This window comes from Xanthomonas sp. BRIP62411 (genome assembly GCF_003993525.1).
Taxonomy (GTDB): Bacteria; Pseudomonadota; Gammaproteobacteria; order Xanthomonadales; family Xanthomonadaceae; genus Xanthomonas; species Xanthomonas euroxanthea.
Map to the genome: position 1 here is coordinate 62,517 of NZ_QEZI01000005.1, position 13,046 is coordinate 75,562.

At 65.2% G+C, this 13,046-nt stretch carries 7 protein-coding genes; 4 read left to right on the forward strand and 3 right to left on the reverse strand.

What is annotated here, in order from left to right; all coding sequences use genetic code 11:
- Positions 1–279 precede the first annotated feature (279 nt).
- Together EO139_RS02215 and EO139_RS02220 are read left to right on the forward strand one after the other, a co-directional pair.
- The gene (locus EO139_RS02215; RefSeq protein ID WP_126969179.1) at positions 280–2,526 is read left to right on the forward strand and encodes a methyl-accepting chemotaxis protein; all 2,247 of its coding nucleotides are present in this window, start codon (positions 280–282) and stop codon (positions 2,524–2,526) included.
- A gap of 510 nt (positions 2,527–3,036) precedes the next feature.
- The gene (locus tag EO139_RS02220) at positions 3,037–4,620 is read left to right on the forward strand and encodes a thioredoxin family protein (protein WP_126969180.1); all 1,584 of its coding nucleotides are present in this window, start codon (positions 3,037–3,039) and stop codon (positions 4,618–4,620) included.
- 224 nt (positions 4,621–4,844) lie between these two features.
- Here the strand turns inward: EO139_RS02220 and EO139_RS02225 are convergent, their stop codons facing one another.
- Positions 4,845–7,130 (reverse strand): glycoside hydrolase family 3 N-terminal domain-containing protein, encoded by a 2,286-nt coding sequence (locus EO139_RS02225; RefSeq protein ID WP_119129428.1) that lies wholly within the window; start codon positions 7,128–7,130, stop codon positions 4,845–4,847.
- 807 nt (positions 7,131–7,937) lie between these two features.
- Here EO139_RS02225 and EO139_RS21355 point away from each other — a divergent pair.
- Positions 7,938–9,527, forward strand: a complete 1,590-nt coding sequence (locus EO139_RS21355; RefSeq protein WP_206515111.1) for a hypothetical protein — start codon at positions 7,938–7,940, stop codon at positions 9,525–9,527.
- 126 nt (positions 9,528–9,653) lie between these two features.
- Here the strand turns inward: EO139_RS21355 and EO139_RS02245 are convergent, their stop codons facing one another.
- Entirely contained in the window at positions 9,654–10,136 is a 483-nt protein-coding gene (locus EO139_RS02245; RefSeq protein ID WP_241235895.1) for a lytic transglycosylase domain-containing protein, read from the reverse strand.
- 467 nt (positions 10,137–10,603) lie between these two features.
- Here EO139_RS02245 and xopA point away from each other — a divergent pair, with 467 nt between their 5' ends.
- Positions 10,604–10,996, forward strand: a complete 393-nt coding sequence (xopA, locus tag EO139_RS02250; RefSeq protein WP_126945453.1) for a XopA/Hpa1 family type III secretion system protein — start codon at positions 10,604–10,606, stop codon at positions 10,994–10,996.
- 78 nt (positions 10,997–11,074) lie between these two features.
- Here xopA and sctC read toward each other — a convergent pair whose 3' ends face one another.
- On the reverse strand, positions 11,075–12,898 hold the full coding sequence (gene sctC / locus EO139_RS02255; protein WP_126969182.1) for a type III secretion system outer membrane ring subunit SctC: 1,824 nt from the start codon (positions 12,896–12,898) through the stop codon (positions 11,075–11,077).
- Positions 12,899–13,046 lie beyond the last annotated feature (148 nt).

The window sequence follows — 13,046 nt, forward strand, 5'->3', positions numbered from 1 at the left end:
GAGCCCGTCATTACACAGAGTCGCATCCAGTCCATCGAGATAGCTTTGCTGCCCTGTTGCTATCAGACAATCAAAATATCTCTTATGTGTTGCGACATCGATTCGCTGCGGCTTTCGCTGCATCAAGGTTTTGTGATGACCGCCGCTAAGGAAGGACAGGGCAAGCAATCTCTACCGATCTGAACAGGTCCGCTGCCAGGGCGTCGCGTCAGGCTCCCTTGCCGTCCCGCCCATCCCATCGGTTTCCTCACCCCCCTCAGCTGCATCACCAGGCCCGTCATGCTAACTACGATCAAGAGCAAATTTTTATTGGCATTGTTGGGAACGCTGATCCCGAGCATCCTGCTCTGCCTGTTTCTACTGAACAGCCTGCACACCTCCAAGAACAATGTCGGCACGCTCTACAACCGGGACTCCATCGGCTCCGCGCTTGCCAGCAGCATCGACGGCCAGCTGACGCGCGTCGACATCAACATCTTGCGCATGATTGCCATCGGCACGCCGGAGCTGATCACGCAGTGGAAACAGGAAAACGAGAAGCGATTCACCCAGGCGGCCGCCAGCATCGTGGAACTGGAGCAGATGCTGCACAACGAAAAGCAGCACGCGGCCCAGTTGCAGAAGATCAAGACGAGCTACGCGGCCATGCAGGCCGGCATGCAGCGCCAGATCGAGTTGATCGAGGCAGGAGATATCGCGGGCGGCGCGGAAGTCAACCGCACCCAGGTCAAGGACAACGCGAACGCCACATTCGCCGGGCTGGCCACCTTGCGCGATGAGCTGGCCAGCTCCGCCAAGCTGCGTTACCAGCAGCAGCAAGCCACCAACACGCGCGCGATGACCCTGTCGGCGATCGCCCTGGGCCTGATTGCACTGGCCGGCGTCAGCCTCGCACTGATCCTGGGCAACGCGATCTCCGCCTCGATTCGGCGGGCGGTGGCCGCCGTTGAGCAGCTGTCGCGCGGCGTGCTGGATGTCGATATCAAGGTCAGCGGCAAGGACGAAACCGTACAACTTGCCAGCGCGGTCTACCGCATCCGCGATCGTCTGCAAGGGGTCATCGCGGCGCAGCTGGAAATGGCCCGTCGACACGACGCTGGCGAAATGAGCTACCGCATGGACGAAGGCGCATTTCCCGGAGAGTATGGCCACATGGTGCGCGATGCCAACGCGCTGGTGAGTTCGCACATCGCGGTGACGATGCGCCTGACCCAGATCATCGGGCGCTACGCGATTGGCGATCTCTCCGACGAGATGGACCGCCTGCCGGGCGAAAAGGCCGTGCTTACCCGGACCATGGACGAGGTCAGGGCCAATCTGACCGCGATGAATGACCAGATCAAGCAGCTCGCGCAGGCCGCCGCCAGTGGCGATTTCACCGCGCGCGGCGACGCCGACCGTTTCCAGTACGATTTCCACGTGATGGTCGACAGCCTGAACCAGCTGATGGCCACCGCCGATGGCAACCTGCAGTCGCTGTCGTCGCTGCTGCAATCCATCGCCGCCGGCGACCTGACCGCGCGCATGCGCGGCGACTTCAATGGCGTGTTCGCGCAGATGCGCGACGACGCCAACACCACCGCCGCGCAGCTTGCAGACATCGTCGGACGCATCCAGCATTCGGCGATCTCCATCAACTCGGCCGCCAGCGAGATCGCCGCCGGCAACCAGGACCTGTCGCAGCGCACCGAACAGCAGGCCGCCAACCTGGAAGAAACCGCCGCCTCGATGGAAGAGCTGACGTCCACGGTCAGGCAGAATGCCGAGCACGCGCGTCAGGCCAACCAACTGGCGATCGGCGCGGCAAGCGTGGCATCGCAGGGCGGGGAGATCGTCAGCAAGGTCGTCGGCACCATGGCCGGCATCGAAGCCTCGTCCAGGAAGATCGCCGACATCATTTCGGTCATCGACGGCATCTCGTTCCAGACCAATATCCTGGCGCTCAATGCCGCCGTGGAAGCGGCGCGTGCCGGCGAACAGGGCCGTGGCTTCGCGGTGGTCGCCTCGGAAGTGCGCACCCTGGCCCAGCGCTCCACCGCGGCGGCCAAGGAGATCAAGGGATTGATCGACGACTCGGTGCAGCGCGTTGCCGAAGGCTCGACGCTGGTGCATACCGCGGGCTCCACGATGGCCGAGATCGTGGCCAGCGTGCAGCGCGTGACCGACATCATGGGCGAGATATCCGCCGCCTCGCAGGAACAGTCCGCAGGCATCGAGCAGGTCAACCTCACCGTGACCCAGATGGACGAAACCACCCAGCAGAACGCCGCGCTGGTGGAAGAAGCCACCGCCGCGGCGCGTTCGATGGAAGAACAGGCCGGGCAACTCACGCAGGCGGTCGCGGTGTTCAAGATAGAAGAGGCCAAGGTCCGCACCGCGCACGCCCCGGCGCGTGCAACAGCAGCCCATAACGTCGCCCAGGGGAAAAACCCGGCACCTGGCAAGACGCCGACACGCCGGGCGGTTGCGCCACAAAAGCCGACCGCTCCCACCGCCATGGATGCCGCCAACTGGCGGGAATTTTAGTCCTCAGGCAACCGGAGGGCCCGGTGATCCGGGCTCTCTTGCGAGTGAGGTTGCTGGCTGAAGCAACAAGCCCTGCCGCCGGGCCGGCGATGCCATGCGCATCGCTGGTGCGTTGACCGTCCATGACTGGATGGTGACAACACGATCGCGGCTATCCGGAGACGGTCAACACACCTGCAGCACCAGGCCTATCGATGTATCCGCCGCCCTCCACGCAGGCGATGCCGAGCGCTGCAATGCACCGGCACCTGCCGGCGAAGGAGCGCGCAATGCTGGGCGATCGTACCCGTTTTCATTTCCGTTGATCGGACCTTCGCGCACGACGGGCGCCATGCCCCGTGCGTCGTCGAGACCTTGACTCACATCACTGCGCTGGCGCCAACGCCACTTCGCATCCAGTGACGCTGCCGGATTGCCGGCGGCGCTAAATAGGGCGTGACGTCATCGAGCGCAGGCGCAATGCCGCGCGCTCAGTCATTCGATCCTCCCCGCTCTCACTGGTGATTTCTCATGCTGCTGTCATTCCAGCGCCCTTGGCCCCTATCGATCGCGCTGTTGGCGGTGCTGGCAAGCCTGACCGGCTGCGGCAAGCCGGACACACCAGCACCGCCGGCGCAGACCCGGACCGCTGCCCCACCTGCCGCCAGCGCCGGCATCGCCTGGCGCGAAGGGGACGTCGAGGGTGCCTTTGCCGAGGCCAGGCAGAGCGGCAAGCCACTGATGCTTTATTGGGGCGCCATCTGGTGCCCACCGTGCAACCGGCTGCAGGCCACCTTGTTCAAGGATCCTGCCTTCATCGCATTGACGCGTAAATTCGTGGTGGTGCATCTGAATGCGGACCTTGCAGATGCCCAGAAGTGGGGCGATCACTTTAGCGTCAAGGCATATCCCACCATCATCGTGCTGCGCCCGGATCGCAGCCAGATCACGCGCCTGGCTGGTTATAGCGACAATGCCCGCCTGACCGACGCGCTGCGGGTGGCTGCCACACGGACCACGACCTCGGAGCAATTGCTCGAGCGGGCGTTGCAGACGCCGAAGGACCTGAGCGCCGACGACTGGACCTTGCTGGCCGGCTACGAGTGGTGGGGCATGGCGCGCGAGCCGGCAAGAACGCACAGTGCAAGCGAGGTGCTTGAGCATTTGGCCGCCTCCGCGCCGCAGCCCGCATTGCAGCGCAGGTTCGCGCTGCTGGCGCTGTCCATTGCACCAACGCCGCCGGTGACCAGCCCGGCGCATCTGGCGTTGTTGAAGGCGGTGCTGGCCGACCCGGCGGAAGTGCGCGCCAATCGCAGTGAGCTGAGCCGCTTTGCGCCGCGCCTGGTGGTGGCGTCCACCAATGATCCTGGCGAGCGCGCTGCCCTCTCCCTGGCGTTGAATCAGGCGCTGGACACGGTCTACGCCGACGCCACGCTTCCGATCGCGGACAGGATGATCACGGCCTCCACACGGGTCGATCTCGCTCGCCTGGCACAAGGTCAAACATCCGACAGCGCGCCGCAGAAGCCGCAACCACCGCTGCCGGCAGCGGTGCTCGACACCGTTCGCCAGCGCGTGCAATGGGCTGTGCAGGCGGCAAAGACCGACGAAGAACGTGAGTCCGTCATCGCCGGAGCCGCCGAACTGCTGGACGCAACAGGCGACAACGCCGGTGCAGAACAACTGCTGCTGGGCGAACTGACGCGTAGCAAGACGCCTTATCACTACATGCAGTTCCTGGCCTATCTCGCCGAAGAACGCAACGATCCGAAGACGGCGGTGACGTGGCTGAAAAAGTCCTACGAAGGTTCACAAGGCCCTGCAACGCGTGTGGAGTCGGCGTTGCGGTATGCCGATGGAGTGCTCCGGCTCACCCCGCAGGACACCGCTGCCGTCGAATCCGCCGGCGCGCAGGTGATCGCGGAAGTGGCAGGCCAACCGGATCGCTACGGTCGGCGTAACCGTCAGGGCATCCAGGCGCTGGGCAGCGCGCTCAAGACCTGGAGCAGGCAGCATCGCCAGGAAGGCGGCGCGGTGCTGGCGCGCCTGCAGCAGAAGATGCAGGCCAGCTGCGACGGCAAGACCACCAGCACCTGCAGCAGCTGGCTGAGCTGAGCGGGGACGCACCGGCAGGCAGCTGCAGGGCGGCGATGGCGCTGTCTCCGGTGCCTGCGGCCGCCCTCACCGCCCGCGCACCCGATTCCGGCGCCATGATTCGGTAGGGATCCTCCTGCGCCAACGATGGAACGTGGCCCGGCGACATCATGCTCCGGCAGATATCCCCGGCTGCGATTCTCAACCACGTCTGCCTGGGTGCGCAGGCAATACCGCACGCCGGTTCACTCCACCAATTCGAAGCTCGCCGTCACGCCTGCAGCTTCGGCCGATGGCGCCACCCACACATCGAACACCCCCGGCTCCACCGTCGGTTTCAACGCCTGGCCGATGAACAACAGGTCCGCACGCCGCAGCATGAACTCCACCGGCGCACTGCCGCCTGCAGGCACCGTGAGCTTGCGGAAATCCTTCAGCTCGCGCACCGGCCGGGTGACGCTGGCACTGCGGTCGCGGACATACAGTTGCACCACTTCGTCCGCATCGCGCGTGCCGTGGTTGTAGATGCGTGCGCTGATGCGCAGGCTGCCGTTGGCTGGCAGGCGCGCATCGCTCAAGCTCAGCTCGGCATAGGCGATGCGCCCATAGGTGAGTCCGTGGCCAAACGGAAACAGCGCCGCATTGGGCGCCGTCCGGTAATGCGTGGTGTAAGGCTCCAGGTCGTCCGGCTGCGGAGTGGGACGGCCGGTGGGTGGGTGGGCATAGGTGTACGGCACCTGCCCGAGCGCATGCGGGAAACTCACCGGCAAACGGCCGGACGGTGCCTGTGCACCAAGCAGGATGTCGGCCAGTGCAACGCCGGCGGCAGAGCCCAGAAACCAGGTCACCAGGATCGCCGCGCAGCCAAGCACCGGCCCCTCCAGCGCAAGCGCGCGACCGGTGCTCAGCAGGACCACGACAGGCGTGCCGGTGGCGACGACTGCCGCCAGCAACTGTCGCTGCGGCTCGGGGATGCAGATCTCACTGCGCGATTGCGCTTCGCCCGAGTAGCTCAACGGTTCGCCGATCGCCAGCAGCGCGACATCGGCACCGCGCGCGGCCGCCACCGCGGCCTGCACGCCGCCCGGCAGTGCCTGGTCAAAGTCGCAGCCGTCCACCACCTGCAGTAACTGCGGATCCTGCAACGCATTCGCCAGTGCGGCGGCCAGCGTGTTGCGCCTGTCCTCCTCGTCGAACAGGCTCCATGGCCCGGCGTGGTTGACCCAGTCGCGCGCCATCGGCCCGATCAAGGCAATGCGCTCCCCGCTGCGGCGCAATGGCAGCAGCTCGCCATCGTTCTTCAGCAATACCACCGATTTGCAGGCGGCTTCGCGGGCCAGTGCCAAGGTGTCGGTGGTGCGCTGCGATGACTGCGCCCGTGCGGGCCGGATGCGCCGGAACGGGTCGTCGAACAGCCCCAGCGCCGCCTTGAACGCCAGCACGCGTCTTACCGACGCATCCAGCCGTGCCATCGGCACATCACCTGCGGCAACCAGGGCCGGCAGGTGCTGCAGATACAGGCCGCTTTCCATGCTGATATCCACCCCGGCCAGGAAGGCCAGCCTTGCCGCGTCACGCCCATCGACCGCAACGCCGTGCGCAATCAGTTCCTGGTCGGCCTGGAAGTCGGACACCACCAGGCCGGGATAGCCCCATTCCTGGCGCAACGTCGTATCCAGCAGCCATGCGTTGGCCGTGGCGGGAATGCCCGACAGTTCGTTGAAGGCGGCCATGGTCGTGACCGCGCCGGCGGCAAACGCTGCCTGGAACGGCGGGAAATACACCTCGCGCAGGGTCCGTTCGGACACATCCACGCGGTTGTAATCCAGCCCACCCTCGGCCGCACCATAGGCGGCGAAGTGTTTGGGGCAGGCAGCCATCGCCTCGGGATGGGCCAGCCCCGCATCGCCCTGAAAGCCGCGTACCCGTGCCTGCGCAAACAGCCGTGCCAGCAGCACGTCTTCGCCGGCGCCTTCCACGCCACGGCCCCAGCGTGCATCGCGGGCGATATCCACCATGGGCGCGAAGGTCCAGTCCAAACCGACCGCACTGGCCTCCCTCGCCGCGGCACGCGCAGTGCGCTGTGCCAGCGCCGGCTCGAAGCTGGCTGCTTCGGCCAACGGCACCGGGAACACGGTGGTGTAGCCGTGGATCACATCGGCGGCGAACAACAGCGGAATCCGCAACCGGCTCTGCAGCGCGGCCTGCTGCAGTTGCTGATGCCAGCGTACGTTGGAACCGTTGAACACTCCGGTCAGCCGTCCGGCGCGGGCGGCAGCCAGTTGCGCGCTCCCGTCGGCAGTGCGCGTGAGTGGATTGGCGACGATCGCCTTGCCGTCCTGCTGCGCCGAACTGAACAGGCTGAGCTGGCCCGCTTTTTCCTCCACGCTCATGCGTGCGACCAATGCATCGATGAAGCCGGGCGGCCGTGCCGGACCGGCCGGCAATGCCCAGCCGGCGGGAATGCGCGCGAGCAAGGCAAGTGTGCCCGCGCCACGCAGCAGCTGGCGTCGAGTGGTGCATACGGACATAAGGATGAAGCTCGGCGGCGTCAGCCAACGCTACAGGAGCGGCAAGCCCGGGCGCAGATCCCACGTTCGCATTTGCGGCGCGTCCTTCGGGATATCTCCATCCTGCTGATTTGAATAACCAACTGGAGAACATGCAGGAGCAACCCCATCAGTCGCCGCACTCCTGCAGTGAGCATTCAAGATATCTGCCGCACTACCGAGCCATCCGCACCGATGGGTATGGGCGCGAAGGCCCATCATTGGCGTCTTACCAACATGCGTGACACTGCAGGAGCGGCGATCCAAATCGCGCCGGCCTTTTTCTGGAGAGTTCAATTCGACGGTGGTCGTCGCTGCGAGCACGACGATGTGCTCGGGTAGGCGAAGGCACGGCCAACGGCAGACACATTTCATCGGCACAAGGAATGCTTTATTCCGTTGCGGAATGATCATTTCGCAGTTGAAGCGTCCCCGATCTTCGGCTTGATGTCATTTTCGAGTCACTGACGACGATGACGCATGCCACACACGGTGGCCGTGGATGCCGGGGCGCGTCCAAGCACTGCGATTGCACACTGGAAAGTTCGCACTGTCGTTGACCGGATCGTTGATGACGGCACGTGCGCCAGACCGTGTCTGCGTGCCGCGCGTTTGCCGGGCGACACCTCGATCGACGCGTCGCCGGCCACCGGCGCCGCCTGCGCTGCAACCGAGGCCGGCACCGCCATGCGTCCGTCGAATGATGTGCTGGCTGTCAACGCCGCACGTCGGCAGCCCAGCAAGCCCGGCGGCAGCGCGCCGCCCTTCCCCCCACAGCGAGGACATGCCGTGATGAAGATCCCCTCAGCCAGTGCTTCCCAGCCGCCGCAATCGACGCATAAAGACGTTGTGATTGACATGCCGCCGCTGCAACAGCGCAACCAGACGCCAGCAACAACGGCAGACCCTGCACTGGCGGGCCTGCCTCGCAGGCCGTCTGGACGACGCAGCAACTCTCAACGCAGCACCGGATCTGGCAGGGCTGCGGACGGAACCCAGCACACCGGCAAGAGCCCGCTGCTGCATGCCGCTAGCGCATCGATACTGCATGGCGAAGAAAGCACCAGCGAGCACTTCTTCGACGCCGACGACTCCTTTGCACCACCAGACCCGTCCTCCATCCCCCACCAACAGGCTGCACCACACGATCCGCCGGAGCACACATCCGCAGCCACCGCCGCAACAACACGCAGCGAGCGCCTGGGTGCGCTGGCTGCATCGATCGGGACCGGTGCAGTGCGTGGCGCAAGCACCGTCCTTGGACCGACCGCCACCGCGGTGGCGGCGGCAGCGCGCGGCATACTCCCGATCAAATTCGACGGACAATACCTGGGTGCTGCGCTGGGGCATCTGGTGCACCAGGCCAGCTCCGTAGGACCGACCACATTTGCGCGTGAGTTGCTGGGCGAGGGATTGTTTGCCGCTCTTCGCCAGCTTCCACCCGAGGCGGTGGTCGCCATGCAGGCCGTCGCCGGCACGCTGCAGATGGCGCTGCATACGCTGCGGAGCAACCGCGAGAAGCGCAACCCCGACGCGGCTGCGCGAGGCTTCCACAATCTCAGTCTCGAACAGTGGGATGCCTTATCCAGCGACGAACAGGAGAACAAGAGAACCGAGCAGCAACATTACTCGGATCTGGTCACCCGGCTCGCGCTGGGCGGCATCCTGAGCAACATCGCCGTGGGTGCGGCCGGCAAGGCATCCGGCCAACCGGAGATGGCGGCCAGGCTGCTGGCCAGCGACCTGAAGATCGCCGCGTATGCCGCAGCCCGCGACACCATCCAGGCCACCTTCAAGATGGTGGGAATGCAGCACCCGGCCCGCTCCAATGGTGGCATCAGCGATCCGCACATCACCAGCGCCGGCAGGTTCTACGGCATGGCCAACGTGCTGGCCAACCTGGCATCGAACGAGCTGGCGTCGCCGGACTTTGCAGCGGCCCGGCAACGCTGGGCCGGCCTGAACTCGCCTTTCACCCAAGGCGAGGCGACCAGCATCATCTTGCGTCAATCGGCGATGACGGCGGCCCTGAATGTCGGCCTGGAAACGGCGGACTGGATCAATGTCACCCAGCACGAAGCCGACCAGGCCGGGACGAAGCAGATCTGGGAGCCCGAATGGAAAGGCAAGCGCGAGGATTATGAGCGGGTCATGGATCACTCGGTCGCACGCACGGCCGCCATCAATTCCAATATCGCGCTTGGTACCGCCATCAACATGATTGGCGCCTGGGTCGGGCTGTCGCCCGCACGCAGCGGCCTGCTCTCCAATACGGTGTCCGGCGTGGCAGCCGGCATGCAGTACAAGACCATCGGCGCCACCTGGCAGGCCGATGGGGCCGTTCGCGCAGCCGAAGCGACTCGCTCGCAGGCCGGGTAAGCACGGCGATCAAACCACCTCGCTCGCCATTCGGCGGGCGTGGTGTGTATGCCCACGGCACTTCCTTTTGGGCACGCAATGCGGGCAGACCAGCAACGCAGTGCGCCACCGCCGCGTGCAATAGCGTTACTCGGCAACCACCCCGCGCCTGGTCAGAATCGCGTGAATGGCATGCGCATACTTGTCGCGCTCCGCGGGCGTTTCGGAATGATAGGCGCCGACGGCAGCCCAGGTATTTCCATATTTATTGGTCATCTCGCGCAGCCGCCAGGCCGCCACATACACGCTGACGCACGGCTGCATCAACGCATCCCTGGAGATGCCGTAGCTGGAAAGACGCCGCAGATGGATCGAATTGATCTGCATTTTTCCATAATCAATGGTGCCGTTGTTGTTGCGGTGGATCGCGTCGGCACGGCCCCGGGATTCCTGCCACGCAATGGCGCGCAACACCCAGGGATTGACGTGTTGATAACCGGCGGCTTCTTCAAAACAGTCTGCGCGTGCGAGCGGCGCGGCGCACAGCAACGCCGCCGCAAGCCACGCGCATCGCCGAGGCGCGACAGCACGGCTGGCCTGGAGCGCGCACCATCGCTCGTCTGCGGGCATGTTGCTGGAGAGCGTGGCCCAATGCCGTGGATGCCACATCCCCGTGCCGTGCGCAGACGCACACGTGGTCGGCGTATCGGTCTCTGTCATCTCTGTCACCTGATCGTCGTTGATTCCAGCAACGCGGCGGAGTGGATACGCATCCCCGGTTGATCCAACGTCCCCCGCTCGATCGCGCCACCATAACGGTGCTGTGCACACGCCGGCACATGCTGGACGAAGCGTCTATGACATAAGCGAAAGCACCGCGTGCAGCGTTGCAACGCAGCTGTTTTCCAGCGGTTTCCCAAGATTTGGCTGCCATCACGTTCGCAAGCAAAAGCGCGCTTTCGCGTCCTGGCAGATGCATCGCGCTTGCCTCTTCTACCTTGCCGACGGGGCAACACAGCGTCCCTGTTGCGAGCTTGCCGTTGCAGCTTTCCGGCAACCGCGATGTACCCAGTCAACCACATGAGACGGGAACCACCATGGACTCATCTATCGGAACCAACTTTTCGAATTTCAGCAACGTGCAGACGATGGGCGTCGGGCCCCAGCAAACGCAGAACTCCGGTCAGCGCGCGTCCTCGGCTGGCTCCGAGCAGCAGCTGGATCAATTGCTCGCCATGTTCATCATGATGATGCTTCAACAGAGCCAGGGCAGCGATGCCAATCAGGAATGCGGAAACGACCAGCCGCAGGACGGTCAGCAGGGCCTGAGTCCGTTGACGCAGATGCTGATGCAGATCGTGATGCAGCTGATGCAGAACCAGGGCGGCGCCGGCATGGGCGGTGGCGGTTCGCTAGGCAGCAACCTGGGCGGCAACAGTCTGGGTGGCGGTTTCAATGCCAACCTGTCGAGCATTACCGGCCAGGCCTGATGGGCAATGCGTGCAGGCTGCCGGTCCACGCGGCAGCCTGCACGTTTCAACAGCATCGGCGGCCCCTCGGGGCGCTGCTCAGGGCGAGACGATATGCGGGGTCAGCAGGAACAAGCGCTGCAGCCGCGACCCGCTCTGCTGGCGATGCTTGAACAGGTTGCCGACCAGTGGAATCCTGGACAGCCCGGGCACCTTGTTCAGATCGGTCTGGTCGCTATCGGAAGCATAACCGGCGATCAGCAGGCTCTGCCCCTCGTTGACGAATGCCTGCGTGGTGATCTCGCTGGAGGTGATGACGGGAATGCCATCGACGGTGTTGGCGCCCAGCTGCCCGTCTTCGATGCGCACATCCAGGCGCATCTGTCCGTTGGCCGAGCCCGGCACCACACTTGGCAGAACGCGTAGCGACACGCCGGCGGACAGGTTGTAGAGGTCCGCGGATGCGTAGCCGCTGACACGCACGAATGCCTGCTGCTTGTGATCCATCACCGCTTCCACGTTGTCCAGCGTCGCCACCTGCGGGGTAGAGACGATCTTGGCCTTGTTGGTCTGCTCCAGCGCCGACACACGCGTCATCAGGTAACGTCCCGCATCTCCCAGGACCGCCGTCAAGGTGCCGCCCAACGGAGCGCTTGCCCCTGCCGCCGCCGCACCGCTCAGGGTGCCATCGTAGCCAAGCTGGCCGCCACGCCCGTCGCCGGTCTGCACGTCGACACGCCGGCTGTGAAAACGCCAGTCCACGCCCAGATCCTGCATGGCGCCATCGCGGATCTCGATGATGGTGGCATCGATCTGCAGCAGCTTGGGGCGGTTGTCGAGCTGCTGGATCAACGTGCCATAGGCCGCCATCCGCTCGGGGCGGTCGCGAATCAGAATGGCGTTGGTGCGCGGGTCGGCCTCGATCACCGGCGCGTCGGAGGCCAGCTCGCCGCCGCTGCCTGCATCCACCGCCAGCGGCGTGTCGCGCCGGGCCTGGCTCATCTCCGGCCAGACGCTAGCCGGCGCATTGGTGCCAGTGCCCGGCAACGGCGGGCTGACCGGCACCCGATCGGACGGAGAGCCACCGCCGAACCACGACGCAGGCAAGCCGAGAATGCCGTTGTTACCACTGCCGCCGCCATTCTGGCCCTGAGCACTGATGCCGAACGTATTGGACGAGCCGCCGCCGATCGGTTGCACCCGCCCGAAATTGGCGCCCGGCCCGGGCAGCGCCGCGGTAGGAGCGCCACGCACGCCGTACATGCTGCGCAACAGGCTGGCCATGCCCGGCACCTGGACATCCTGCCCACCGATGCGGGTGCTGTGATCGGCGGCCTGCGCATAATGCAGCTGGAACACCTGCACCTCGGTGGCGTCGCGTTGGCGTGCGCCCTGCTCGACCTGTTTGGCGATCGCGGCGACGGTATCCACATACCCCGGCGGGCCGGACACCACCGCCACGTGCGCCGCCTCGTCGTAACGGACCGGAAAGCGCGGATCGTCCAGGCGCATGCGCGCAAGCGCATCGCGCAAGGCACTGGTCGATGCAGCGCCCAGATTCAAGGTTGCGTTCTTGGTTTCATTGGCGCCCCAGATCCTGAGCACCGCACCGTCGTAATACCAGACGAAGCCGAATGTCGCAGACAAATCGTCGAGGAATTTCTGCGGGCTGGCCTCGAACTTGCCACTGAGCGTGCCGGTCACTTCCGGTGAAATCCAGGTGGTGATGGATTGGCTGGCGGACAGGTCGCGCAGCACTTCCTTGAGATCCTTGTGGTCGGCGACGTATTTGAAGCTGCGCGAATGCCACGGCACCTGCGCGGCATCGGCATGCGGCGGCAGCAGCGGCAGCAGGCTGAGCAACAACGCGGCGGCCAATGGCGCACGTCGATGGCGGTGAACTGGAGGACAGGCATATGCCATGGCGTTCCCTCTGCGAGGCAAGTGAAAGAAGTCGATGGGGTGGCGCCCGGCAGGCAGGCGTCGGCCGGGATTGCGTGCCGCGTGCAGCCGGGCTGCAGACACGGCGTCGGGCAGTGCATCGGTGGCGCGTGCGGTCAGTGTAGGCAGC